Origin of the sequence: Alteromonas sp. 07-89-2 (genome assembly GCF_013113925.1) — a bacterium.
Classification (GTDB): domain Bacteria; phylum Pseudomonadota; class Gammaproteobacteria; order Enterobacterales; family Alteromonadaceae; genus Alteromonas; species Alteromonas macleodii.
In genome coordinates this window covers 169,858-194,829 of the sequence record NZ_VTYM01000001.1, presented here as the reverse complement: position 1 = coordinate 194,829, position 24,972 = coordinate 169,858, and the positions used below count along the sequence as shown (strand labels likewise).

The following is a 24,972-nucleotide window of genomic DNA, read 5'->3' as shown; positions in this document are numbered from 1 at the left end:
AAATTATTCATTGTTTGAGGCTACAAGACTTTGTTCAAAACTGGTATTAAAACGGGATAGTTTATTGAATTTTATGAAGGCTGATACCTTGTCAACGTACGCATCGCCTTCCTCTGAGTAACGGGTTAAGGTTTTAGCGAGCGCGAGCCCCGTTAGGGGAATATCAGCTTCTCTCAGATATGCCCGGGTTTCTCTTAGCTCTATGTAGGCAAAGTGAGTGTTGAGGTTCTTTAGGTAAGCGCGTATCGAACCATTAACAGATTTGAAGCTAGCCAACTCGTGTTGTTTGCCCTTATCTCGCGATGACGGCACCACACCACATCCTTTTTCAAAACACCACTGTCCAAATAGGTTATTCGCTTTGCGTGTAAAACGAGAGCTTCCCCAGCCCGACTCAATCGCCGCTTGGGTTAACACAAGCGAAGGGGGAATATAGTCTACTCGGCGCAATAGAATCTCGTACTTATTCTCTAATGGCAGGGTTTCGTCAATGGCATAATGTGACATTATTTTATTAAGCCATTTCGATTGATGGGAGGTTAACACCTCTTGTTCGCGCAGTTTTATTATCGCGGCACGCTTTTTTAATAAATGGCGATTTTCCTCTTCAATAAGCGGATATAACGTATTAAAAAAACGTTCTTTTTTCTCTTTAACATCTTGAATAGAAGTAAAATTTGGCATCGACCGCAAGGTCACTTCGGGAGCAGGGTTAATATTGGGAAGCCCTGTTGAGCTGCGTTCGGTCAGATAGGCATGTAACGCCAATGCAGTTACAACCAAAAGTACCGCCATGAAAGCCCAAGACTTATTTATAGTAAGTTTTGTCATTGTCTGTCTCCAAAAGGGAGTATCAGATCATCCCTATAAAGGGATTGTATCTTGCTGGAAGGGCAGCAAAGATAAACCTGATACTCCGAAAACTTTATTCGCTAACGTGACTTTTCTTGGCAGACACTGCCATTTTTTCTAGGGCTCGTTTATACCGCATTTTCACTGCACTGAGTTTTACATCAAGTATTTGTGATATTTCGGAGAACTCTAGATTTCCCGTCATGCGAAAAACAACAATAGAACGCTCTTCAAGACTGAGTAAGTCCAGGAGTTTGTTCAGTTGTTGTTGCTCATTAGTATGGTCTTGCTGAGATTGCTCCTCGTGTTTTTCTATTTCTGGTAACGCTTCATTAAGCTCAACATGTTCTGCTTGTTTTTTTCTTAAGCGAGTCAATGCTTGATTGTGTGCAATTTTGTACAACCAAGTTCGAAATTTTGCTCGCTCTTCGAACTGGTTGATTTTATTAAATACAATCAGAAGCGTATCATTTACCGTCTCTTCTGCTTCTTCGGCTGATTTCAAATAACGGAAGCATATCTGCAGTAACTTTTTATGATAGCGGTGAAATATAGTTTCATACGCTGTAGTCACATAAGGAAGCTGCAATTTTGCAATACGCACTAATTCGTCATCACTGAGTTGCGACAGCCGATCAGAGAGACGAATCACTTCGTTCTCTAGATCGTTCATGTCTTATCTCACGTTTTATTATCTGTACGCTTTGTAGCTCCAAGCTTGGTGACTACAAACTTGCTTGAAAGTAAGTCTTGGTTCGGAATGCTCAGACGTTTACCCTCTTTGCTTTCCAATAACGTGTTTACTGTGCTTACCGACACTACGTTGCCAACGAAACCTTCAAACTCTACTTCATCGCCTGGCAGTAATTGCTCACGGGCGTATATGCCAGACACAATACTATTTGCCACTGTTTGCGTACCAAGTCCCAGTGCCAAGGCCAGCGCAATGCCTAAACTCGCAATTAACACAGTAAAAATTGTATTCAACAATTCTGTTTCTAACTCTAGCTGACCAATAACGAGAGAGAAGGTTATGAACAGAACAAGAAGTTGCAACACTCGTCCTGCCGCGGCGCCGTATTCAACACCAACGTTCTCTAAAGACGTCTCAAGTTGACTCTTACCAGTCTTAGCAATGAAAAGTCCGATTAAGGCAATTAGCAGTGCGCCAAATAGCTTAGGCAGATAAAGAATGAATTCGTCAAGGATTGCCGAGAAGCGTTCGAGCCCTAAGGTTTCTGCAGCTGCTACTAAAATGATCAGAATGAAAAACAGGTGAAGCAATTTGCCAATTAACTCAGAACCGCGAGTTTTAAATCCCATGGAATTTATTAATCGGTGAATACCCAGCTTTTCGCAGAGCGAGTCAAACCCTAATTTTTCAAGAAGCTTTGCTACCCATTTAGTCAATACCTTCGACACGAACAGGCCAAAAAGCACAACGATTACGGTTGCAATTAAATTAGGTAAAAAGCCGGCTACTTCGGTCCAAAACCGGTTAAATGCATTACTGAAGGACTGCGCCCATATATTGAGATCCATGCTAATATTCCTTATCTAAATTTGTTTCACTTTTTATTCTTAACGGTTTTTTCTTGGCTGATACGTGCTTTTCGTATTGCCTTTTTGCCGAGTAGAGAGAGGCGCCAAACCCTAGAAATACTACCCAAACCCATCCAACAAATAAGCTCACCACATCTTTAACCGCAACAACCTTTTTGCCATCGGATAATACTTTTTCCAGAGACTGGTTCTCATTAACCCCGTCTACATCTTCATTTAATAAGTGCCTGAGCTTTTCTTCATCTAAGTCCACGTTTCAACCCCATATGCCGTTAGGATGATGCGTCTGTCGTGACACTACATTATGTACAGACTGCGATGTCTCCTACTAGATAGCCTTTAGTTTAACTATTGGTTAAAAAGACGAGGGCACATGAAGAAAAGTCACAAAAAAATAAAAAAATGTGACTTTATTGAATCAATGCTCGTCAGTAGCCGTAGTTTTTGGAATTAAGGAATGCGGCATGTCTGAAATATTGCCTACATTGGTTGAAGAAGTGATTCAACACTCGCCCGCAAATGAAGAACTTCTTGGTAGCGCCACAGTGATAGCACAAGCTGATGAAAAAGAGTTGGCGCTTTTACTGGAATCCCTTCCCATTGATGAGCGTTTGTCATTATGGGACACCATTGCCGACGCGAAAAAGCTAGATGTACTGATAGAAATGCGCAGCGACCCACGAGAGGTTTTGATTAATTCAACAGACCCATCGTTATGGCAGACGTTGTTTTTTGACATTGAGGCTGATGACTTATTGGAGTTGGCCGACTCTTTACCCAAAGCGCTTGTGGAACAAGCATTTTTGGCGATGGATAAAGTTCAAAAAGCGTATTTCACCCAAGCTAACGAATATAGTGAAGAGGAAATTGGTCACTGGGCATCGCACTCATTTTTATCGTTGCCAAGTAACGCGAAAGTAAGAGACGCGCTTCGGTTGATTAGAAGGGAAACCCCTAAACACTGCGACCTCTTGTTTTTGACGAACCGCTCTGGTCAATTTTCTTTGGCAGTAGAGATATCGCAGATACACGGACTGCCAGAGCATTTACCTTTGGTCGATGTAGCGTTGGAAGATGTGACCACTATAAGGGACACCGAAGACTGCGCAATGGCAGCGAAAACCGTGCAGCTTTCTGGATTCGGTGCACTGCCGGTGGTAGATGAAAATCAAAAGCTGATAGGTAGGCTGGATGTCACTACCGCAGCCGAACTCTCGTTTGAAGAGCATGAACGCCAGCTGATGGCAGGTGCGGGTATGGATGAGGATGAAGATTTGTTCTCATCGGTTAGAAAAAGTGCCCAGGGGCGTGCGTTATGGTTGGGGATAAACTTGCTCACCGCTTTTCTGGCAAGTGCATTTATCGGCTTATTTGAGGCTACTTTGCAAGAAGTGGTTGCCTTGGCGGTATTGATGCCTGTTGTCGCTAGTATGGGAGGTATTGCAGGTAGTCAAACATTGACGTTAATCATCCGAGGGTTAGCGCTGAAGCAGGTGAACTCAGCAAACGTAAGCGCACTTCTTGTTAAAGAGCTAAAAGTAGGTGGGTTAAATGGCGTTATTTGGGCGTTTGTTATTGGTGCCGTTGCTATGCTTTGGTTTGGCAATACTTGGCTAGGGTTAGTTATTGGGCTTGCGATCCTTTTTAATATCATTGCCGCCGCAATTGCAGGTATTTTTGTTCCTGTATTACTTGAAAAATTCAATATTGACCCTGCGTTATCGGGGTCGGTCATACTCACCACCGTGACGGATATTGTGGGCTTTGTTGCCTTTCTAGGTCTCGGTACTTTGTTATTAATGTAGTTAACTTAACGCTACAAGTTTAGGACGTTTTTATGGAGTTTTCTCTTACTCAACAAGAGCTCTACATTTGGTTGGGCATATTGTTTTGTATTTCACAATCAGCGATGTTTTCCGGGTTGAACCTGGCCTTTTTCTCGCTCAACAGATTGCAGCTAGAGATGGAAGTGTCTCATGGGCATAAATCAGCGCAGAAAATCCTTAAGTTAAGACAGGATTCGAACTTTCTGCTTACTACCATACTGTGGGGTAATGTTGGGATAAACGTATTATTAACGCTGCTTTCTGACTCGGTACTTGTTGGCGCCAGTGCGTTTATTTTCTCTACCGGCTTTATCACGATTTTTGGTGAAATCTTGCCGCAGGCCTATTTTTCAAGAAACGCGATGAAAATGGCGTCAATCTTGTCGCCTGCGCTGCGGTTTTATCAGCTGGTTTTATATCCTGTAGCCAAGCCTTCTGCACTTATTCTCGATGGCTGGTTAGGCAAAGAGGGTGTGGAGTACATGCGAGACCGTGATCTTCGCCGCGTGTTAAAACAGCACGTTGAAGCCGAAGAAGCGGAGGTTGATCACGTTGAAGGTATTGGAGCACTGAACTTTCTGGCAATCGATGATATTCGCGTGTCTCAAGAAGGTGAGTTACTAGACCCTGATTCCATTATTTCATTACCTACAAAAGTGGACTTCCCAATAGTGCCTGATTTTGTGCGTGAGAGTTCTGACGAATTACTTCGTAGAATTAACCGTAGCGGACACAACTGGGTTGTATTGGCGGATGAAAACAACCAGCCGCACCTTATTTTAGACGCGGATGGTGCACTTCGCGCAGCATTGTTCGATACCGACAAGCCATTTGATATTTACGATTATTGTCACAGGCCGTTAATTGTTCGCGACGAGAACTTAACGCTGGGAGATGTAATTTGGCATCTAAAAGCGCAGGAATCGTTAGATGCCCATCACGATGGCACCATTGATGTGGATGTAGTGCTTGTGTGGGGAGAAAAGCCCCGCATTATCACGGGCGCCGATATCTTAGGTAGGTTGCTTAAGGGAATAAGCTCAGCCATGCCAGAGGCATTACTCTCTAATGTGGTAAGCGCGCAAACGGAGAAAAAGGAAACAGCTCCTTCTATTTCAGAGTAAATAAAGAAAAGGCGACATCTGAAGTGACCCCATTAAGTTGGACTCATTTCAGATGTCGCCTTTTTTTATAAAAGTTTGTGACTTTTGTTTTTGCGTAATCGTCTACAAAAAAAACAAAGGAGCATTTATGAAAATCGCTATCTTATCGAGAAACAAACGTCTTTACTCTACCAAACGTCTTAAAGAAGCGGCTGAAGCGCGTGGCCATGAAGTTGATATTATCGACACATTGCATTGCTACATGGACATTACCAGTAACAAGCCTTCGGTTCGATTCAAAGGCCAGCCTCTACCCAAATACGACGCCATTATTCCACGTATAGGCGCATCTATTACCTTCTATGGTACGGCCGTTGTTCGTCAGTTTGAAATGATGGGGGCGTTTAGTGTTAACGAGTCAGTAGCGATTAGTCGCTCTAGAGATAAATTGCGCTCAATGCAGTTATTATCGCGCAAAGGTATTGGTCTACCTAGAACCGGATTCGCGCATAGCCCAGATAGCGTTAAAGACTTAATCGCGAACGTAGGTGGAGCGCCTGTTGTAATCAAGCTTCTAGAAGGTACGCAGGGCATAGGTGTGGTGTTAGCCGATACCAACAAAGCTGCTGAGAGTATTGTTGAAGCATTTATGGGTATTAAGGCGAACATTCTGGTTCAAGAATTTATTAAAGAAGCAGGTGGAGCAGATATTCGCTGTTTCGTAGTCGGTGGGAAAGTGGTCGCGGCAATGAAGCGTCAAGGCGCTCCAGGTGAATTCCGTTCTAACCTTCATCGCGGCGGAAGTGCAACGCTAATTCGACTTACATCGGTAGAGCGTACAACTGCAGTAGCAGCGGCTAAAGCAATGGGGCTTAACGTTTGTGGTGTTGATTTATTGCGCTCAAGTCATGGCCCAGTGGTAATGGAAGTGAACTCATCTCCAGGTCTTGAAGGTATCGAAAATGCTACCAATAAAGACGTGGCAAACATGATCATCGAATTTATCGAAAATACTAAAGCTAAGCCGCACAACACTAAAACCCGTGGGCAGGGCTAATACATGTCTCGTATTCCATCACTGTTTATCGGCGATACAGAGATAAAGGCGGGAAGTAGGGTTAAGCTTTCACTTACTTCTGCCAAGCTCTACACTGACACGGAAATGTCTATTCCCGTTGAAGTCATAAGAGCAAAGCGTCAGGGGCCGACAATATTCATAAGTGCGGCCATTCACGGAGATGAGCTTAACGGTATTGAAATAGTTCGGCGTTTATTAGCGTCGGACACCTTTAAGCTAACTCGAGGAACCTTGATAGCGGTGCCTATGGTGAATGTGTATGGCATGTTAACGCAAAGCCGTTATATGCCAGATCGCCGTGACCTCAACAGGAGTTTTCCTGGGTCTAGCAAAGGCTCATTAACGGGGCGTTTAGCTAACTTGTTTTTGACTGAAATTGTTAGCAAATGCGATTACGGTATTGACCTGCATACCGGCGCAATTCACCGAAGCAATTTGCCACAAGTTCGTGCGAATTTGGCTGACGAAGACACCTTAAGCTTAGCCAAAGCATTTGGCGTTCCGGTGTTACTCAACGCCAATTTGCGCGATGGTTCATTGAGACAGGCGGCCTCGGAGTCTGGTACTCGTATTTTGCTTTACGAGGCAGGTGAGGCATTAAGATTCGACGAGCTATCAATAAGGGCAGGAATAAAGGGTATTTACAACGTGCTTGCAAGCCTTGGCATGGTAGCGAAGCGACGCCGTAAAAAGCCGTTAATTGAACCTTTTATTGCGAATAAAAGTTCTTGGATACGTGCACCTGAAAGCGGGATAGTGCGTGATGTGAAGCAACTGGGCGATCACGTAAAAAAAGGCGATGTCTTAGCGCAGGTCTGTAGTCCTACAGGCACTTACGTTCACGATGTCATCGCGCCGCGCTCAGGTATCATCATTGGTAAACAAAACATACCTTTGGTACAAGAAGGTGATGCAATGTTCCACGTTGCGTTGTTTGAAGAGCCTGAGGATGTGGTCGACAACCTCGACCAACTGGTGGAAAACCTCATGCCTGAGGAAACCATTCATTACGATGAAATGAAGTAGGGGGAAGCAATTCCCCCTCTTTTTTTGCTCTTCTTTTAACCCATCTGGCTAATTAGGCTAATAATCTGGCAACCTTCACCGGGAGGTGTACTCTCTTTACTCTTAAATGCAGTAAGCTTGCCTTTTGAGTCCACAAAGAAAAGCGCGGTAAACTGACTCATATACTTGGCTTTGTAGTCATCAAACGTAAAGCAGGCCGTTAATGCAGTGCGTTTTATCACCGCGCCTTTGGAAGTCTGGCTAGCCAGTTTGGAGTAAGTTGTGTCTCCAAATAATCCCAAAGATTGCAGGTAATGTTCGCTCAAAGAATGGCCTTCAAATCCCTTTTGATCGTTGTGACTAATGCCCATCACGTGTTCATCACCGTAAATATACTGGAAGTGCTGAGTAACAATGGGGTTTAAATGTTTATAACTAGACATGACCAGTACGTTGCCAATGCCGGTTAAATCCATTGTCCTCATTGCGTGTGCAGAGCTTGGGTTTCCAAAATAAGTAGGTATTCCCTCCATTCTTGCAGCGCAAATGGATTCCCAGTTCGTATCAGCAATCTTTACTGTGTAGCCCAACGACATCAATTCTTTGCCCAGCATTCTCGCGAAGTGACCGCCGCCAAAGATAAGGTAACCCTTAGCAGCTTCTTCTCTTTGATCTAGTGCTTTGGCTATGTGCGTAGAGGTTAAGCTTTGTAACGTAACGGTAAACACAATAACAAAGAAGACCAGAGTAATAAGAATGTCGGCGTTTGCGTAGCCAATCATGTCGAGCTTAATAGCGAATAACGCAGATACTGCGGCAGCCACAATGCCTCGCGGTGCCATCCAAGATATCAGCCATTTCTCTTGCCATATTAACGACGAGCGCTTTGTAGAAAAGTACACGTTGAGCGGTCTTGCTATAAAAATCATCACTAGAAGTAAAAGCGTTGCTGGAAGAGCAATCGCATATAATTCCTCTAGCTTGATTCGCGCGGCAAGGATGACAAATAACCCAGAAATAAGCAGTACGGAAAGGGTCTCTTTGAACTCTACAATATCGTCTACTTTTATGTCACGTTTGTTGGCTAAAAACATACCCATTACGGTAACAGCAAGTAATCCACTCTCGTGCGCAAGCAAGTTTGATGCTTCAAAACTAATGAGCACGGAAATCAACACAGATGTATTGATCAAATATTCAGGAATGTATCCTCGCTTGATTGCTTTGGACAATACATATCCACTTGCCAAGCCGAAGAAAATACCAACCGCCACAGTTTTAAAGAAAACAAGCAGCGTGTGGCTCAACGCATTTTGCTGAGACACAATATATTCAAATACCAGTACAGCCAAAATAGCACCGATTGGGTCGATAACAATGCCTTCCCATTTTAAGATTTGAGCAACATTCTTAGATGGTCTAACGGCGCGTATCATGGGCATTACCACAGTAGGGCCCGTTACCGTCACGATAGCACTGAATAGAAAGGCTAATTCCCACGTTAAACCCATTAGATAATATGCAGCAGGCGCTACAATCAACCAAGAAAGGATGGCTCCTGATGAGCATAACCGCATAACGGTTTTCTTATGGTTGCCAAGTTCCTGAAGATTTAAGGTTAACGCACCTTCAAATAAAATTATGGCAACAGATAAAGAAACAATCGGAAACAGCAAATCGCCGAATACCGCATCGGGGTTAAAAATGCCGCTTACTGGCCCCATAAACAGGCCTGAAAGCAGTAAGAACAAAATCGCAGGTAGGCGCAATCGATAGGCTATTAGCTGACTCGCGATAGAAAAAAAGCCAATTAAAACAAGTAAAAAAATAGGCTCTAAATTATGCATAGACGCCTCAAGTTTGTTATTCATAACACTCAAGACGCCGATAACTATTGAAAAGTCACAATTAGCGTTAGCAGAGTCTTGTACATTATCCATAAACTCAATGAATAAAAACTTAAGTCGTAGATTAGCTCTTGTTTATTTTAGGCTTCTCAGCTCAAGACTGGGTTTCCACTCATAACTGCCTACGCATTAAACGGTTACCTAAAACCGGTAACCTAGCGAAATAGCATAGACAAAGGGGTCTATTTCAATAGCGCTCACAGAGCCCCGGGTATCACCTAGGTTGAAGCTTGCTTCTGTGTCTATATCTATCCAACGAACTGCGGCATTCAAAAACCATCTTTCGCTTAACTGATAGTCTATTCCCACTTGTGCGGCTAAGCCAAACGAGTTATCTAGAGATAAGTCACTAAGCCCTGCCTCTTCATTAGCTCCCGTAAATTGCTCGTCATAAATAAACGTATAGTTTAGGCCCGCACCCACATAGGGCTGAAAAGCACTTGATGGATCGTTAAAGTAATAGTTAACCGTCACTGTGGGCGGAAGGTGGGTTACTTCGCCTAGCTGGTTACCTGTTCCTAATGGGTTATCGACAGCGAAATTAACGTCATGTGTAAACGGCGTTGCGGCTAATACTTCTACGTTAACCCTATCCGTGATGAAATAGGCCGCGGTGAGGCCCAACTGCGTGTTGTTATCAATGGTCAGGCCAAAACCCAAGTCATCACCCACGTTAATGTTTGAAGACGATTCATCAGGTGCAACCGTGGCAAAGCCACCTCGGACGAGAATGTCGCCTTTTTCAAATGCAACTGCACTGGATGCTGAAGCTATAAAGGGAAGGGCGGTTAGTGCTAAAGCTAAGTTTTTCATCGTAGTCTCTCAGTCTGATAATTGAACACAGATAAGACTAAACAGACTTACTTAAAAAGAACTTTCTAGAAGATTAACGTTAGATTAAAAGCCTTCGTTATATAAAAAGATAAAAACCGCGCAGTATTGCGCTGTAATCAAAACGACATACCAATTGCCAGACCTGCAACCACTGCACTTTTATGATTTCGATGATAGTCGTAATGAAGCTGCGGCGATATGGTAACCCCCGATACTTCAAACTCATACAAAAAGCCTAACCGGGCCACCTCCATTTTATGGCTGCCGTGGAACTCAACGCCGGGGCCTATTTGTGCAATAAAATTATTGGTAATGTGCAGGTCAGCAACAAGCAGGTAGGTGTAAGCGTCTAAGTCTTCAAACGCGTATTCAGCCACAAAGCCTACGCCTAAAAAGTCGCTCACACGGTATTCGTAATCGATACCTAGTGTAAAAGCGTTTCCGCACTCTTTTGTGTAAGTGGTACCTACCAATGCAGATAAATGATGGGGTGACGTTTCCCAATGATGAGCATTTCCCTTTGCAACAACAACGGGGGCAAATACTAAGGCCGCAACCAAGCCTAACGCTATTTGAACTCGCATAGTGATGCTCACATAAATTTAACGGTGACTACCTAGAAAGTTTCTTTCTAGCACTAATGAGAGCGTAGGCATCAAACGGCTATTTCACCAATGAACTTTAGTTGAAGTAATCGATAGGCCTAACTTAGTCGGCGTTAGGCGCATAGTTAAGCTTACATCTACCCATAACATCAAAATCTCGCTAAGGTGTCTGAATACAAGCCACCGAAGGAAAGAATAAAATAATGATTGATGAGAAACAGAAGGTACGTTTTTTAGATGCTTGTACCGAACAGCTTATCGCGCTTTATACAGCCAGCAAAAACGGTAAAAAGGTCGATGCTGAGAAATATCGGGTACAAGGATTTATGCACGCTGGCGAGCTTCTAGGGATAATTACGAATGAACAGGGCAAGGCGCTGATTGCCGACTTACATGTACAGGTTTTTGGTGAAACTATTGATGAGCGAGCGACAAGAAAACGTAAACTTAATGCCCTAAAAGAATCTGATCCCGATGCATATATTGAGATTCCAGCCATAGAAAGACGTTAATTGGGACCAATCGTTAGCTCAGAAGCAATGTATACATTTCTTGTCATTCCGCAGGATATTTTTCAGCGTTCTCACATTTTTAAACTAAGCTTAATGGGTGTGAGTTTTTATACCAGAATATAAATACTCATAACTCATCTTTGTGTAATAGCCGTACAGGGATATTTTTGCTACACGGATTTAGCTGCGGTACCAGTAGGAAGCAAATCTATGGCATGTGGAGTGTCTCGTAATTTTGTTCGCTTGTTGTTTGGGTTGATTTTGCTGACGTTCGGCACGTTTGCCAATGCAGCGTGCGTCATTAATGCTGAAAATGGTACTTCTGATACTGATACCGATAGTGCTCTGTCTATCGTACTTAAAGAAGGTGCACAGCGTCTTTCGTTAAGCTGCGATGTCAACGCGACTCACGTTCTCTATTTCCCAAGAAACTACCTTTCTTATAATCAGCTGTATGACAGCGAGATGCAAAAAGTCCCCAAGTTAACCGGCGCATTTGAGTCCTATGCAATAGATAATACCCATAAGCGTCTATTTTTGGATATTAACTCTCAGGTACAGCGACCTGTTAGGCTAAATATCGCTACGTTAAATGATTTTCAGACATTGGCGTCAATACATACCTTCACATTAAGCTTGTTCATTGGCTTTTGCCTAGCGTTAACCTTGTACGTAGGAATGCTGGGAACGAGTATGCGCAACTACGGCTTTTACTCCTACAGTTTCTATGTGCTCAGTGCTGCAATTTTCTTTTTGCTTCAAGAAGGGTTACTGAACATTGCGTTTCCCCATGTCGCCTTTTTCTCGAACTTTAAACTGCATCTGTTATTCGCAGGGATCACGGTATTTGCTGCGGTAAGGTTTCTTGATCAACTACTCGATTTCAAAGCACTGCTAAAAGTATGGCAGCGCCAGTTTATTCTGGGAATGGCGTGTTCGGCACTGGCACTTTCATTTGTGCAGATCATTCTGTCCACTTCTGATGCGATGAGAGTAAATAGTACGCTAAGTCTTATCACGCTGATAACAATGACCTGTACGCTATCAAGCTGTGTTTATGCCGCCTACCGCAAAGTACATTGTTCAAACTTAGTATTAATGGGTATTGCTGTCATGGTGTTTTCCATGATGTTTCGATTGGTTTTTTCAGACGTGTCAGCGTTTATGTACCGCTACGGACTTATTGTGGGAATAACTATTGAAGCGTTTATTTTTGCTATTGCCACGTCGAGAAAAGTAAAAAAGCTCGATGACGACAGGCTTAGTGCATTCAAACGTGCGTCTACAGATTCCCTGTGTAAAGTGCTAAACCGCAGTGGATGGGAAGGAATAGCACAAAGTCTGCTTACTAACTTCAACAAGGAAGGAGGATATTTGACCTTGCTATTTATCGACGTTGATAACTTCAAAGAGATTAATGATCATTACGGGCACCATTGCGGCGATAAAGTGCTGCAGGTTATTGCTAAAATTCTGCTGAGCCGATGCCGAGACCAAGATGCAGTAGGGCGCCTTGGCGGCGATGAATTTGTGGTGCTAAGCCACTGTTACAGTGAAGGACAATCTGAGCGCTTGGCTGCGCGCATAGAAGCCAGTCTGCTGGAAAGGGATATTAGAACCGATAACGTTGTTATTTCTGTTACGGCAAGCGTAGGCACATACATCACAAATGAACGCTGCAAAGATCTTACCACTCTGTTAAATAAAGCAGATAAACTGATGTACAGTGTTAAGGAGAAGCATAAGACGGCTCAATTGGCGTCTTCTTAATTAACCTTCCAGCAACGTATCACACACGCAGTGTATTAGGGTCATTTAAGCTGCGCTTTCGCTATATTCTTTACGGCTTTGGTCAAGTCGGCAAGCGCTGCCGATTCAAGGGTTGTCCAATGCCAAAATAACGGTACACCAAGCTCTTTTTGAGGAAATAACGGAACGAGATCGCCTTCGTTAACCTCTTGTTCAACTTGAAGCGTGGGTAGCAAAGCCCACACCACGCCATCTAGCGCCATTTTGACAAAGCCATGAGACGATGGATACCAATGACAAGTTGTAAAAGAGGGGGCTATGTTTAAACACTCTCGTTGATAATCAGTCAGCAAAGTCACATCGTATTCGTCGTACAGCAAACCCGGTGTACTCATCACGCTCTGGGGGGATATTTCTTTATGCAGGTATCGCTCAATGAAGCGAGGCGATGCATAAAGTTGATAGCGCATGGTTCCCAGTCTTAAAGATTGCCCACCGGTAACGGGTGTACCTGTTTGGCTAATGCAAGCCATTACACGACCTTGCTGTAATATGTCTCGAGTTTGAGTTTGATCCGCATTAACAATATGAATCGGGTTGGCACGCTTATCACTAAACGCGGCCATTACTTGCGAGAACCAGGTAGCAAGCACATCGTTATTCACGGCAACGCTTATAGGTGCAGCCGACGCTTCTAATCCACTTTGTATATTCAGCGCTTCTTCTAATACGCTTACTTTTTGAATATGCGCCAGCAGCTCTTTTCCCAGTGGCGTAGCGCGAAGCGGCTTGGTGCGAACCATCACTGGGCCGCCGACACTCTGCTCTAGCCGTTTTATTTTTTGCGATACCGCCGACTGTGTGAGGTTTAGGGCCTGTGCACCTTTTTCAAATCCGCCGTAGCGTAACACTTCATGAAAGCATCGAAGCGCGTCGTAATCCAACATTAATGACTACCTGTGAAAAGAAGGTTATAAGTATTAATTTTGCTTATTCAAAACAAATATCATTAATTTAATTTAGTCTTTCAAGGTGTATAAAATCAAGCCAATTATTCAGCATGTAACCTTAAACCGCGTTACAGCTACGGCGTTTGAACTTATTTACACTAAGAGGCATTTATCATGTTGGCGGCAGCAACAAGTGGTTTCGTGATGGGCGGTACCCTAATTATTGCAGTAGGCGCACAAAACAGTTTTTTGATTGAGCAATCGATGAAGCGACAGTGGACAACCTTATTTGTCCTGCTGTTTATCCTAAGCGATGCTATCTCAATAAGCTTAGGAGCGATGGGCTTTGGCTTGCTATTGCAGGAATACCCAATGCTGGTGTCTATCACCAAGTGGGCTGGTGTTGCGTTCTTACTGTGGATTGCTTTTAACAAAATAAAATCATCTTTGGCCAACGACGCGCTTGTTTTAGAAATGGCGAAAAAGCAACTGTCGTTCAAAAAAGCATTGCTCATTGCGTTGGCAGTAACTTGGTTAAACCCCCACTTTTACCTAGACACTTTATTATTGATGGGAAACTTAGCGAGTCAGTGGCAAGAAAATAAATGGTGGTTTGTGGGTGGAGCTATTGGTGCATCGGTGGTTTGGTTCGTAGGTTTGAGTACCTTAACCGCACGTTTTGCACACCATATGCAGCGCCCTAATTTCTGGCGTTGGTTTAACCGTCTTAATGCTGCGGTATTAGGTATGGTAAGTATTCAGTTGGCGAGTTTGTAAGGCAAAAGCGCTAAATAGCAAAATATTACGACGCGTCGAGTACGCTTTATGATTTAAGACGGTACGCTACGCATCTGTGATAGTTGACGATGAGCGCGAAGAGAGGGGTAGACTGGTGAGCTGGATTTATTTGATTGTGGCGGGCCTTCTGGAAATTGGTTGGCCTGTTGGACTAAAAATGTCACAAGAGGCGGAAACCCGCGTAATGGGTATTTTACTTGCGGTTGGGTTTATGGCTGCCAGTGGTTTTTGTTTATGGATGGCGCAAAAACAAATTCCAATTGGTACGGCGTACGCTGTGTGGACAGGAATTGGCGCCGCGGGCACATTTTTAGTGGGTGTTATGTTTTATGGCGACCCCTCGTCATTGGCACGATATTTCGGCGTAGCGCTTATTGTTGCAGGAGTCGTTGTCTTAAAGTTGGCCCACTAAAGTTAGGTCCAATTACAAAAAAGCCCGTTAGCTTAGTGCGAACGGGCTTTGTTTTTTAAGCGGGTGGTCAGGTTTTAGTGATATCCAAGTTGGTTTCTAAGCTCTGCCATAAAGGTTTCGATACGTTCAGCATTCTTGCCTAAATCACTTTTCCCTACTCGTGATTTGCTGCGGATATCAACCAGTGTGTCGTCGCTTTTAGCGGTTAGACGAATAACTACGTCGTCTTTAAAACCAAACCACGCTGTGGTGTCGGTGGCTTCTAAGGTGTTCGGCAATGCGCCTTCATTAACGCGTTCCCATCCAAGCGCCTCTATGGCTTTTTCTGCAGCGATGAAGACCTCATTTGCAGGTTGCGGCAGCAATTGAGTTTTAATTTCAGGGTAAGCTTCTAGTTGCTGCTTAGTGACTTCACCGCCTTCGTAAGCGATGGAGTTAGGCGCACCTTCGCGTAGCGGAGCAATTGCAACGAACTCCGGCGGATTAGTGACATCGGTAGTAATGTCATGGATCGGAGGAACTGCGCTGGCTTTGCTCATCATGCTCACCGGCATTCCCACAGCAACCAGGGCAAGAATGGCACAGATAAAGGTGCTTCCCCAGCTAACGTTTTTACGGTTAATCAAAACCTGCAAAATAATGAGTATCAACGCTGCGCCGCCCACATACACGCCAAATCGCAGTGAAGTAAATGCGGTGCCTAAACTCACACCGGCATACTGATAAAGTGGGCCGGGTAATACCACCATAAGGAAACCGACAATACTGGTAAGGGCAATGAGTGCTTTCAAGTGAACTCCAAAGTTATTATTTTATTTTTACTAAGCTACTTTAACAGTGAACGTTGTGTTTTGGATTACTTTCTAGCAATAAAATCGGTACTAGGCCAATATTTAACATGTTTGTACACTAGGGCTGTTGGTCTTTAACGTACATTAAAGACCAGCAGGCCCTGGATGAACCCTATTTAAAGCAAGGTAATTAGTTTTGCAAAATCAGCCTGATGCCAGCGAAGCTTACGTGCTTCAAGCCGAACTACTTGTTGATACGTTATCGACACAAAAGCCGCTTTTTCAACGTGGTGTGAGCGAGTATGAGCTCATTGAGATTTTGAAAAAAGCGCCATATCACTTTTTTGATGACGCTTCGTTACGAGAGCCTTTAATGCTCTTTAAAACCCATTTCATTGTGTTTCACGCCCTTTACCAACTTAAACATAGTTGGATAGAACAGGGCGAAGGCGTGCTAGACATTCATACTCTTAATATTAAGCTAAACCAAGAAAGTGCTCGCAGCGACAATGATAAAAAAAGCCAAGATAAGGTTGGAGCAATAACCGAAGCTGATGCCTTAGCTGAATACTACTTAGACTGGGGCAATTTTGAGAAGGCCGACAGAAAAAGTGTAGATGCACTGCTTAATGCGTTTTGGCAGCGCATGGCCTCAGGAAACGCGCACACCTTTGAGCAGGAAGGTATTGTTGATGCCCACGCGCTTCTGGGCCTACCCCAAGATGAACATGTTTCTTTGTCGGTACTAAAACGAGTATATAAAAAAGCCCTGCAGTTGGTTCACCCTGATAAGGGAGGAACGCAACAGGAAGCCCAAGACGTCATTCACGCCTACCAGTTATTGCTGGGGTATTATTCGTTAAAATAGAACGTTAAGTGCGCTGTGATTTCGCTTTATTCGTATAACGTATACACGCTCAGGTATTTGACCGACAACTTCAGTAATTTCAACTTCATTGACTTTTATTATCATCTGTAAATGCGCACAATATGACCTATAAGAGCGTAGATCCGTATCAATGATCGCTTAACTATGCCACTTCAAAACCAATTATCGCAGTTTCAGGCTTTGAAATGCGCTAGATAATTCGGTGCACCGGAAGCAATAAGCTTTAATTTTAAAATTGGATATGCAGAGCAAAGGCCGTGTTCTGTACAAAAAGTTATTGGGAAATAGAAAATTTATGAGTCGCATTTTTTATGTTACTGCAGCATTAATAACCCTTGTCGGCGTTATTGGGTGTTCGAACGAAGGCGAGCAAGCACAGCAAGGTGCTCAGCAAGGTATGCCTGCACCCTCAGTATCGGTAGTTACACTGAAACAAGAACCTGTAGTACATGAAATGGTGTTACCGGGCCGAGTAAGCCCGTCTCGTCAATCTCAGGTGCGTCCTCAGGTAGATGGTGTTATTACGGAACGCTTGTTTGAAGAAGGCGCACATGTAGAAAAAGGACAACAGCTTTATCAAATTGACGAAGCCCGTTATCTAGCACAGTTAAATAGCGCAAAGGCCGATTTGAAAAGCGTTCAAGCGAACCTTAAAACGTTGGAAGCAAAGGCGCGACGCTATGACGACCTTGTTGCGCAAAACGCGGTAAGCAAACAAGAATATGACGACGTAATTGCTCAGAAAGATCAAGCGCAAGCGGCAATTAGCGTAGCTGAGGCAGCTGTTGACGTAGCGAAGGTTAACATGGGTTACACCAAAGTGTACGCCCCAATTAGCGGACGTATTAGCCGCTCTTTTGTTACTGAAGGTACCCTTGTTACTACGAACCAATCTCAGCAACTTGCAACCATTACACAGCTTGACCCAGTTTTCATTGATATGCAGGAGTCAGGTGCGTCAATTATTACGCTTCGTCAGTCAATGAGAAACCAAGGTTCGATGGATGTTGAATTAACGGTAGATGAAGTAACAGGCAAGCGTTACGACCAAACAGGTAGCGTTAAATTTTCTGAGGTAACGGTTGATGAGACCACTGGGTCGGTAACCCTTCGTGCTGAAATGCCAAATCCAGATGGTGTATTGCTGCCTGGCTTGTTTGTGAAAGGCCACGTCATTACTGGACGCGAAAATGCGCTGCTTGTTCCTCAACGCGCAACGACACGCCAACCAGACGGTTCGCTTTCAGTTTATGTTGTTAACCAAAACAACGAAGTTGAAGGCCGTACTTTGGAAATAGGCAAAATCTATCGAGACCAATATGTTGCCCTAAGCGGTGTGAGCGAAGGCGAAAAGGTAATTGTAACTGGATATCAGAAGGTGAAGCCTGGCGCGAAAGTTAATCCGTCAGAGTGGCAACCATCATCACGTGGCTCACGATAGCAAACAAGGGATTTAAGTAATATGGCTCGTTTCTTTATAGACAGGCCCGTGTTTGCATGGGTGCTGGCAATTATCACAATGATGGCGGGTGTGTTGGCAATTACCTCACTCCCCATTGAACAATATCCCAAGGTGGCACCGCCCTCGGTGACTATCTCAGCAACGTATCCTGGAGCATCTGCAGAAACCGTAGAGAACTCGGTTACTCAGGTAATAGAACAAAGCCTGACGGGAATTGATAACCTACGTTATTTCTCGGCAAGCAGTTCGAACAGCAGCATGTCTATTACGCTCACTTTTGAGCCTGGTGCTGATCCTGATATTGCGCAAGTACAAACTCAGAATAAGGTGCAGGGTGCACTGCCACTGTTGCCTACTCAAGTACAGCAACAAGGGGTAACCGTAACTAAAGCAAATAGCGCATTTGCATTGGCAGTTGGCTTCTATTCTGAAGACGACTCAATGACGCAATATGACCTGAGCGACCTGTTAGTTTCTCAATTTCGCGACCCGATTTCCCGTGTTAATGGGGTGGGAAATGTACGGGTATTCGGTGCGCAGCGTTCAATGCGTATATGGTTAGATCCAGATAAACTGTACAGCTACAATCTTACACCTACTGACGTTCAAGGCGCCGTTCAGGTACAAAATACAGATGTGTCTGCTGGTCAATTAGGTGGCATGCCTGCAATAGAAAATCAGCAAATTAACGCGACTATTCAAGCGCAAAGTCGCCTTCAAACCGTTGAAGATTTCGAAAACATCGTACTTCGCGTAAATACCGATGGTTCTCAGGTTCGCGTGCGTGACGTTGCGCGTGTTGAACTGGGTGCGCAAAGCTACGACGTTATTGTTCGATACGATCGCAAGCCTGCATCAGGTATGGCGATAAGCCTTGCCTCTGGCGCAAACGCACTAGATACCATTAAGGCAGTAAAAGCCCGAGTTGAAGAACTGCGCTCGAATTTGCCAGATACAGTTAAAGTGGTTTACCCGGTTGATAGTTCTCCTTTTATCGAGCTGTCTATCGAGTCGGTAGTACATACGCTTATTGAAGCGGTAGTACTGGTATTCTTGGTGATGCTACTGTTCCTTCAAAATTGGCGTGCAACGTTGATCCCTACCATTGCGGTACCTGTGGTATTGCTCGGCACCTTTGCTGTGCTACTGGCATTTGGCTTTAGTATTAACGTGCTAACCATGTTTGCTATGGTACTTGCTATCGGTCTGCTCGTAGATGATGCCATCGTGGTGGTGGAAAACGTTGAACGTATTATGGAAGAGGAAGGTCTCTCACCTGCCGAAGCCACCAAAAAGTCGATGACTCAAATCACAGGTGCACTTGTTGGTATTGCTGCCGTGCTTTCAACGGTATTTATCCCAATGGCGTTCTTCAGCGGCTCAGCAGGCGCTATTTATCGTCAGTTCTCGGTTACTATCGTGTCGGCTATGGCATTTTCGGTATTGGTCGCTATCGTCCTTTCACCGTCTTTGTGCGCCACGTTATTGAAAAAGCATCCGGAAAACCATGACAAGAACAAAGGCTTCTTTGGCTGGTTTAACCGCACGTTTAACAAAGGCCGCGATCGCTATCAAAAGACTACAACTCATATGGCGCAACGCTTTAAGCGCTATTTCGTTGTTTATGGTTTGCTGGTAGGTGGTATGGCATTTATTTTCAGCCAGCTTCCTGGTGCGTTTCTTCCAGATGAAGACCAAGGGCGTATGATGGTGTTGGTAAGCACACCGCCTGGTGCAACGGCTGGCCGTACGCTCGAGTCTATCAAGCAAGTGGAAGACTATATTCTTGAACAAGAACAAGACGCGGTTAACGGCATGTTCGCGGTTGTGGGCTTTAGCTTTGCGGGTCAGGCGCAAAACGCAGGTATGGCTTTCTTAAACTTCAACGACTGGAGCGTAAGAGACGAAAATAATTCTGCGTTTGCAGTGATGAACCGAGCTTTTGGCGCGTTTAGCCAAATTCAAGATGCCTCAGCCTTTCCTATAGTGCCTCCGCCTATCATGGAACTAGGTAATGCAACGGGCTTTGATATGCAGCTTGTCGACCGTGGTGGAAATGGTCACGAAGCGCTGATGAATGCGCGTAATCAGCTGTTGGGCATGGCAGCGCAGAATCCAAAGCTGGCGGGTGTTCGCCCCAATGGTTTAAGCGATGTACCTCAATTTAAAATCAATATTGATAGCGAGAAAGCGTCGGCACTTGGATTGAATTTAAGTGAGATCAATAACGCGCTTCAAATAGCGTGGGGGTCCAGCTACGTAAATGACTTCATTGATAAAGGTCGAATTAAGCGTGTTTACATGCAGGCAGATTTGCCTCATCGCATGACCCCTGAAGACTTGGATAAGTGGTTTGTTCGCAACAGCGACGGCGAGATGGTGGCGTTTAACACGTTCTCGACCACTGAATGGGTTTATGGCTCACCTAAGTTAGAGCGTTTTAACGGCGTGTCGTCTGTCAATATTCAAGGTAGTGCTGCTGAAGGTATCTCTTCGGGTGAAGCAATGGCTGAAATGCAGAAATTGGTTGAGCAGTTACCGCCAGGCTTCGCAATTGAATGGTCAGGCCTATCTTATGAAGAGCAGGAAGCAGGCTCGCAAGCACCTATGCTTTACGCACTATCAATCTTGATTGTTTTCTTGTGCTTAGCAGCCCTGTACGAAAGCTGGTCTGTGCCATTCGCCGTTATGTTAGTGGTACCTTTGGGGATTCTCGGCTCTGTAACCGCTGCGTTTATTTTCAACTTGCCGAACGATGTGTACCTGCAAGTAGCGTTTTTGACTACCGTAGGTTTGGCGGCGAAAAACGCTATTCTTATTGTCGAATTTGCAAAAGAGCAGTACGAAAACGGCGAAGATTTAATGACTGCGGTTTCAAATGCAGCCTCTCAGCGTTTCCGCCCAATTCTAATGACGTCAATGGCGTTTATTTTGGGAGTAACGCCGTTAGCACTAGCTAGCGGAGCAGGCGCAGCCAGCCAAAATGCAATAGGTATTGCGGTTATGGGTGGTATGTTCGCCGCTACCTTCTTGGCGATTTTCTTCGTGCCCATGTTCTATGTGCTGGTAGAAAAACTCTTTCACAGGGAAGACAAGTAACAAGCAAGTGCGCTAGAGTGGGAAAAACTTTTCATTTTTGAATAGGGATATCGGTAATGACCACCGTTGTTTTTTCTCACGGCAAAGAAAGCGGTCCATGGGGCAGTAAAATAACAACGCTTTCAAATGTAGCGAGCGATATGGGTTTTGGCGTCGAGAGTATTGATTATCAAGATCTCGACTGCCCGGAAGCTCGCCTAGCGCGACTTAAAGAGTTTATTGCTGAAAAGTGCAATGATGTTGTTCTGGTTGGCTCAAGCATGGGCGGCTATGTATCACTTGCCGCAGCAAGCCAAATCTCGGCACGAGGCGTATTCCTTATGGCTCCTGCACTGTATTTGCCAAACTACGAAATTCAACGGTTCCCCTACGACGGCTACGTGAGCCTAGTGCACGGCTGGAATGACGATATCGTGCCTATCGAAAATAGCTTAAAGTACGCGCGCCATCAAAAAGCTCAGCTCTTATTACTTAATGACGGCCATCGCCTCGCGAACAGCAAATCTGTTATTTCTCCGTTTTTCAGAAATTGGTTGGAAAAATTTCGATACTAATGATGAATCGGTAAGCCTACGACCAATCGCTTATAGTTCACGCTTACGCAAATGCGGGAAAGCGCCTGTTTTTATGGCATGATGAGTTATTGCTTAAAACAGGGCAGATGGAAATGACATTTAGTTTACCTCAAGCGCCACAATGGTCGTCGCTGATAAAGTCTGGTTGCCGTGTCTTTGTTGGCGGAAATGCCTCGGTGCCGCATGCACTAGTGCAGCATCTCATTGATAACAGCGAAGGGTTTAGCGACATCGAGCTGGTTCATATGCTGGCTTTAGGCGACACCCGATGGGTGAAAGAAGAGTATAAAAACCTCTTTAAAGCGAATACATTCTTCATTGGTGGCGAAGCCATGCGTAAGGCGGTCGATGAGGGCCGCGCTGACTATACCCCCGTTTTCCTGTCTGAAATATCAAGCTTATTCAGCGACGGTACGCTGGCACTGGATGCTGCGCTGGTTAACGTAAGCCCACCCGATGAATTCGGCTATTGCTCACTGGGTCCTGCAGTGGATATTGCTATGTCAGCAATCAGACAAAGCAAAAAGGTCATTGCTCAAATTAATCCTCAGGTGCCAAGAACCGCCGGGCACTCTTATATTCATATCAGCGAAATAACGGCCTGCATTGAAGCCGAAGAGCCACTTGTTGAAGTAACGCCGCCGCCTATCGATTCGGTGGCAGAGCGAATTGGTCAGTATGTTTCAATGCTGGTGGATGATGGCGCAACGCTGCAATTTGGTATTGGGAAAATACCGAGTGCTACCCTTAAATATCTGTGTAACCATAAAGACTTAGGCATTCACAGCGAAATGCTCACCGACAGTATTATTGAACTGTTGGAGTCGGGCGCTATCACCAACAAGAAGAAGACTTTCCACCCCGGTAAAATTGTTACTAGCTTTGCTATTGGTACTCGCCAGCTTTACGATTTAATCGACAGCAACCCTCACATTGAATTTTATCCAAGTAGCTACGTAAACAAACCCACCAATATTGCCAAGAACGATAATATGGTTGCCATTAACAGTGCGCTTGAAGTGGATTTAACCGGTCAGGTCGTCGCCGATTCATTGGGCTACGACTTTTACAGTGGCATAGGCGGGCAAGTTGATTTCGTAACGGGCGCGTCTATCAGTAAAGGTGGGAAAGCGATTATAGCGCTGCCTTCTACTGCCAAAAATGAAACCATTTCCCGTATCACACCCCGTATAAGTGAAGGGGCGGGTGTTGTTACTTCGCGGGGCAATGTTCAGTACGTGGTGACCGAATACGGCATAGCATCGCTTAAAGGCAAAAGCATTCGAGAGCGTGCATTGGAACTTATTCGTGTGGCACACCCCAAATTCCGTGCAGCGCTCTTAGAAGAAGTAAGACAGCATTATTGGGTACCTCATTATCAGGAAAAGTACCCAACCGATATTCCTGAACTGGGTGCTATTCAGCTTAAAAAACTGAATATTCAGGGGGAAACCTATTACATGCGCCCGCTGAACCCCGCCGATGAAAGGCGTTTGCAGGAATTCTTTTACTCCCATACGAAAGAAACACTAAGGCTGCGTTACAACTACGACCCGAAGCAAATGTCGCGCGAAAAGTCGTGTAATTTGGTGTCGGTGGATCAAAGCTCAGATGCGGCGTTATGTATTGTAAGGCAAGAAGGCTCCCGTATTACCATTCACGCAGTAGGGCGTTTTTACTTCAATCCAAATGACAATACCTGTGAAGCAGCGTTTGTTACCCGTGAAACCCAGCAAGGGAAGGGGATGGCAAGCAGGCTGCTAAACGAATTGATCAACGTTGCGAAAAAACGAGGCATTGCAAAGATGATGGCCTACGTGCGTGGCGACAACAGCCCGATGATTGCCATTTTCGAGCAAGCGCAATTTAAACGGAAGTTCACTGGCGACCCCAGTGACATAGAGTTAGTACTAGATGTGGCATCACTCGCATGACAATTAAAATTTTTCGCGGCAAACACGGCACTAAACACGACTTAGGGAAAGATCATCCCGAGTCACCGGATCGCCTGTTCGCCATAGACGACCAATTACTGTCTTCTGGACTCGATATGGTGTGTGAGCACGCTGATGCTACGCCTATTGCTGAAGCTTATCTTAAGCTAGCCCACGACCCTTACTATGTGAAAAGTGTGTTTGAGCATGCGGCTCAGTCCATATTTAGCGACCACGAAAAAACGCTCTATTCCGAACGCAAGGATAACGTGGCATGGTTAGACGAAGATACCGGCTTGATGCGACACAGCTTAAATGCAGCACTTGAGTCGGCTGGTGCGGGATGTAATGCGGTGGATTGGGTTATGGAAGGCAGTGACAGGCAGGCGTTCTGCGCGACAAGGCCGCCAGGTCACCACGCTACATACGACAGCGCCATGGGCTTCTGTATTTTTAATAACATTGTTATAGCTGCGCGCTATGCCCTTCAAAACTATGAACTAAAGCGCGTTGCCATAATCGATTTTGATGTTCACCACGGAAACGGTACCGAGCAAATTGTTGCTGGCGATCAACGCATCATGCTTTGCAGCAGTTTCCAGCATCCTTTTTATCCACACAGTGGTTCACCGGTGTCGGCAAGTAATATTCTTTCTGTGCCGCTAGAAGCAGGCTCTACAGGTGAAGTATTTAGAGAAAAAGTGCAGCACTGGTTTAACGCATTGCGCAACTTTCAACCTGAGCTGATTTTTATCTCAGCGGGTTTTGATGCCCACGCAGAAGATCCTATGGCGCATTTGCGACTGGTGGAAGACGATTATTTCTGGATAAGCCAACAACTTCGCGCAGTGGCTGACGAGTGTTGCCATGGTCGCATAGTCAGCATGTTAGAAGGTGGCTACGATTTAAGTGCACTAGGCCGCAGTGTGGTGTCGCACCTTAAAGGTATGAGCCGCCCTATTGAAGAAACTCAATAGGGTCTCATAGCAAGTGAATTATCGTGTTGTTAATTCAACGGGTAAACACGG

General features: G+C 44.8%; 23 protein-coding genes. 14 read left to right on the top strand and 9 right to left on the bottom strand.

Translation table 11 applies throughout. The features are described from left to right. Positions 1–3 precede the first annotated feature (3 nt). The 4 genes from F0261_RS00830 to F0261_RS00815 form a co-directional block, all read right to left on the bottom strand. Positions 4–831, bottom strand: a complete 828-nt coding sequence (locus F0261_RS00830; protein ID WP_171336957.1) for a glucosaminidase domain-containing protein — start codon at positions 829–831, stop codon at positions 4–6. A gap of 94 nt (positions 832–925) precedes the next feature. Beyond that, positions 926–1,525, bottom strand: coding sequence for a sigma-70 family RNA polymerase sigma factor (locus tag F0261_RS00825; protein WP_171336956.1), 600 nt, complete (start codon positions 1,523–1,525; stop codon positions 926–928). Between the two features lie 8 nt (positions 1,526–1,533). Beyond that, the gene (locus F0261_RS00820) at positions 1,534–2,394 is read right to left on the bottom strand and encodes a mechanosensitive ion channel domain-containing protein (RefSeq protein ID WP_061438978.1); all 861 of its coding nucleotides are present in this window, start codon (positions 2,392–2,394) and stop codon (positions 1,534–1,536) included. Between the two features lies 1 nt (position 2,395). Then, positions 2,396–2,668, bottom strand: coding sequence for a hypothetical protein (locus F0261_RS00815; protein WP_216600659.1), 273 nt, complete (start codon positions 2,666–2,668; stop codon positions 2,396–2,398). Between the two features lie 211 nt (positions 2,669–2,879). Between F0261_RS00815 and F0261_RS00810 the strand changes: the two genes are divergently transcribed. The 4 genes from F0261_RS00810 to F0261_RS00795 all read left to right on the top strand — a co-directional run bounded on the left by F0261_RS00810 (position 2,880) and on the right by F0261_RS00795 (position 7,448). After that, positions 2,880–4,220 carry a magnesium transporter gene (locus tag F0261_RS00810; protein ID WP_061438980.1) on the top strand — a complete coding sequence of 447 codons (1,341 nt, stop codon included), beginning with the start codon at positions 2,880–2,882 and terminating at the stop codon, positions 4,218–4,220. 32 nt (positions 4,221–4,252) lie between these two features. After that, positions 4,253–5,365, top strand: a complete 1,113-nt coding sequence (locus F0261_RS00805; protein ID WP_061438982.1) for a DUF21 domain-containing protein — start codon at positions 4,253–4,255, stop codon at positions 5,363–5,365. Between the two features lie 127 nt (positions 5,366–5,492). Then, positions 5,493–6,401, top strand: coding sequence for a 30S ribosomal protein S6--L-glutamate ligase (rimK, locus tag F0261_RS00800; RefSeq protein ID WP_061438984.1), 909 nt, complete (start codon positions 5,493–5,495; stop codon positions 6,399–6,401). A gap of 3 nt (positions 6,402–6,404) precedes the next feature. Next, positions 6,405–7,448, top strand: coding sequence for a succinylglutamate desuccinylase/aspartoacylase family protein (locus F0261_RS00795; protein WP_061438987.1), 1,044 nt, complete (start codon positions 6,405–6,407; stop codon positions 7,446–7,448). Between the two features lie 35 nt (positions 7,449–7,483). On the opposite strand, the gene F0261_RS00790 is transcribed toward F0261_RS00795, so the two are convergent. From F0261_RS00790 to F0261_RS00780, 3 genes are all read right to left on the bottom strand, one after another. Beyond that, a complete protein-coding gene (locus tag F0261_RS00790; protein WP_239244778.1) occupies positions 7,484–9,298 on the bottom strand; it encodes a sodium:proton antiporter in 1,815 nt (604 codons plus the stop codon). Positions 9,299–9,475: 177 nt separating this feature from the next. Continuing rightward, positions 9,476–10,147: an OmpW family protein gene (locus F0261_RS00785; protein WP_061438989.1), complete on the bottom strand. Its 672-nt coding sequence runs from the start codon at positions 10,145–10,147 to the stop codon at positions 9,476–9,478. A gap of 137 nt (positions 10,148–10,284) precedes the next feature. Then, the gene (locus F0261_RS00780) at positions 10,285–10,752 is read right to left on the bottom strand and encodes a hypothetical protein (RefSeq protein ID WP_014947817.1); all 468 of its coding nucleotides are present in this window, start codon (positions 10,750–10,752) and stop codon (positions 10,285–10,287) included. Positions 10,753–10,976: 224 nt separating this feature from the next. Here F0261_RS00780 and F0261_RS00775 point away from each other — a divergent pair, with 224 nt between their 5' ends. Together F0261_RS00775 and F0261_RS00770 are read left to right on the top strand one after the other, a co-directional pair. After that, positions 10,977–11,285, top strand: a complete 309-nt coding sequence (locus tag F0261_RS00775; protein WP_014975326.1) for a hypothetical protein — start codon at positions 10,977–10,979, stop codon at positions 11,283–11,285. Between the two features lie 222 nt (positions 11,286–11,507). Continuing rightward, positions 11,508–13,055: a diguanylate cyclase gene (locus tag F0261_RS00770; protein WP_239244780.1), complete on the top strand. Its 1,548-nt coding sequence runs from the start codon at positions 11,508–11,510 to the stop codon at positions 13,053–13,055. Positions 13,056–13,096: 41 nt separating this feature from the next. Here F0261_RS00770 and F0261_RS00765 read toward each other — a convergent pair whose 3' ends face one another. After that, positions 13,097–13,981: an ArgP/LysG family DNA-binding transcriptional regulator gene (locus tag F0261_RS00765; RefSeq protein ID WP_171336954.1), complete on the bottom strand. Its 885-nt coding sequence runs from the start codon at positions 13,979–13,981 to the stop codon at positions 13,097–13,099. Between the two features lie 177 nt (positions 13,982–14,158). On the opposite strand from F0261_RS00765, the gene F0261_RS00760 reads away from it, so the two are divergent. After that, complete coding sequence (locus tag F0261_RS00760; RefSeq protein ID WP_014975330.1) at positions 14,159–14,761, top strand: LysE/ArgO family amino acid transporter; 603 nt, start codon at positions 14,159–14,161, stop codon at positions 14,759–14,761. Positions 14,762–14,876: 115 nt separating this feature from the next. Next, complete coding sequence (locus tag F0261_RS00755; RefSeq protein ID WP_014947823.1) at positions 14,877–15,194, top strand: multidrug efflux SMR transporter; 318 nt, start codon at positions 14,877–14,879, stop codon at positions 15,192–15,194. Between the two features lie 74 nt (positions 15,195–15,268). Here F0261_RS00755 and F0261_RS00750 read toward each other — a convergent pair whose 3' ends face one another. Beyond that, entirely contained in the window at positions 15,269–15,985 is a 717-nt protein-coding gene (locus F0261_RS00750) for a DUF1499 domain-containing protein (RefSeq protein ID WP_014975331.1), read from the bottom strand. A 196-nt stretch (positions 15,986–16,181) separates the two neighbouring features. Between F0261_RS00750 and F0261_RS00745 the strand changes: the two genes are divergently transcribed. The 6 genes from F0261_RS00745 (at position 16,182) to F0261_RS00720 (ending at position 24,921) form a co-directional block, all read left to right on the top strand. Next, a complete protein-coding gene (locus F0261_RS00745; RefSeq protein ID WP_061438997.1) occupies positions 16,182–16,853 on the top strand; it encodes a DNA-J related domain-containing protein in 672 nt (223 codons plus the stop codon). Between the two features lie 316 nt (positions 16,854–17,169). Beyond that, positions 17,170–18,315: an efflux RND transporter periplasmic adaptor subunit gene (locus tag F0261_RS00740; RefSeq protein ID WP_014947826.1), complete on the top strand. Its 1,146-nt coding sequence runs from the start codon at positions 17,170–17,172 to the stop codon at positions 18,313–18,315. A gap of 21 nt (positions 18,316–18,336) precedes the next feature. Continuing rightward, positions 18,337–21,435, top strand: coding sequence for an efflux RND transporter permease subunit (locus F0261_RS00735; protein WP_014947827.1), 3,099 nt, complete (start codon positions 18,337–18,339; stop codon positions 21,433–21,435). A 56-nt stretch (positions 21,436–21,491) separates the two neighbouring features. Then, complete coding sequence (locus F0261_RS00730) at positions 21,492–21,989, top strand: alpha/beta hydrolase (RefSeq protein ID WP_014947828.1); 498 nt, start codon at positions 21,492–21,494, stop codon at positions 21,987–21,989. A 113-nt stretch (positions 21,990–22,102) separates the two neighbouring features. Next, positions 22,103–23,944 carry a bifunctional acetyl-CoA hydrolase/transferase family protein/GNAT family N-acetyltransferase gene (locus tag F0261_RS00725; RefSeq protein ID WP_014947829.1) on the top strand — a complete coding sequence of 614 codons (1,842 nt, stop codon included), beginning with the start codon at positions 22,103–22,105 and terminating at the stop codon, positions 23,942–23,944. Beyond that, complete coding sequence (locus F0261_RS00720; RefSeq protein WP_014947830.1) at positions 23,941–24,921, top strand: histone deacetylase family protein; 981 nt, start codon at positions 23,941–23,943, stop codon at positions 24,919–24,921. Before F0261_RS00725 ends, F0261_RS00720 begins: the two co-directional genes overlap by 4 nt. Positions 24,922–24,972: the final 51 nt, after the last annotated feature.

Bases quoted from the DNA above. Each gene is read 5' to 3' on its own strand.
- F0261_RS00810 (WP_061438980.1), top strand. From the start codon at position 2,880: ATGTCTGAAATATTGCCTACATTGGTTGAAGAAGTGATTCAACACTCG.
- F0261_RS00760 (WP_014975330.1), top strand. From the start codon at position 14,159: ATGTTGGCGGCAGCAACAAGTGGTTTCGTGATGGGCGGTACCCTAATT.
- F0261_RS00740 (WP_014947826.1), top strand. From the start codon at position 17,170: ATGAGTCGCATTTTTTATGTTACTGCAGCATTAATAACCCTTGTCGGC.
- F0261_RS00825 (WP_171336956.1), bottom strand. From the start codon at position 1,525: ATGAACGATCTAGAGAACGAAGTGATTCGTCTCTCTGATCGGCTGTCG.
- F0261_RS00765 (WP_171336954.1), bottom strand. From the start codon at position 13,981: ATGTTGGATTACGACGCGCTTCGATGCTTTCATGAAGTGTTACGCTAC.
- F0261_RS00775 (WP_014975326.1), top strand. From the start codon at position 10,977: ATGATTGATGAGAAACAGAAGGTACGTTTTTTAGATGCTTGTACCGAA.
- F0261_RS00820 (WP_061438978.1), bottom strand. From the start codon at position 2,394: ATGGATCTCAATATATGGGCGCAGTCCTTCAGTAATGCATTTAACCGG.
- F0261_RS00790 (WP_239244778.1), bottom strand. From the start codon at position 9,298: ATGAATAACAAACTTGAGGCGTCTATGCATAATTTAGAGCCTATTTTT.
- F0261_RS00805 (WP_061438982.1), top strand. From the start codon at position 4,253: ATGGAGTTTTCTCTTACTCAACAAGAGCTCTACATTTGGTTGGGCATA.
- F0261_RS00725 (WP_014947829.1), top strand. From the start codon at position 22,103: ATGACATTTAGTTTACCTCAAGCGCCACAATGGTCGTCGCTGATAAAG.
- F0261_RS00780 (WP_014947817.1), bottom strand. From the start codon at position 10,752: ATGCGAGTTCAAATAGCGTTAGGCTTGGTTGCGGCCTTAGTATTTGCC.
- F0261_RS00830 (WP_171336957.1), bottom strand. From the start codon at position 831: ATGACAAAACTTACTATAAATAAGTCTTGGGCTTTCATGGCGGTACTT.
- F0261_RS00795 (WP_061438987.1), top strand. From the start codon at position 6,405: ATGTCTCGTATTCCATCACTGTTTATCGGCGATACAGAGATAAAGGCG.
- F0261_RS00720 (WP_014947830.1), top strand. From the start codon at position 23,941: ATGACAATTAAAATTTTTCGCGGCAAACACGGCACTAAACACGACTTA.
- F0261_RS00735 (WP_014947827.1), top strand. From the start codon at position 18,337: ATGGCTCGTTTCTTTATAGACAGGCCCGTGTTTGCATGGGTGCTGGCA.
- F0261_RS00730 (WP_014947828.1), top strand. From the start codon at position 21,492: ATGACCACCGTTGTTTTTTCTCACGGCAAAGAAAGCGGTCCATGGGGC.
- rimK (WP_061438984.1), top strand. From the start codon at position 5,493: ATGAAAATCGCTATCTTATCGAGAAACAAACGTCTTTACTCTACCAAA.
- F0261_RS00785 (WP_061438989.1), bottom strand. From the start codon at position 10,147: ATGAAAAACTTAGCTTTAGCACTAACCGCCCTTCCCTTTATAGCTTCA.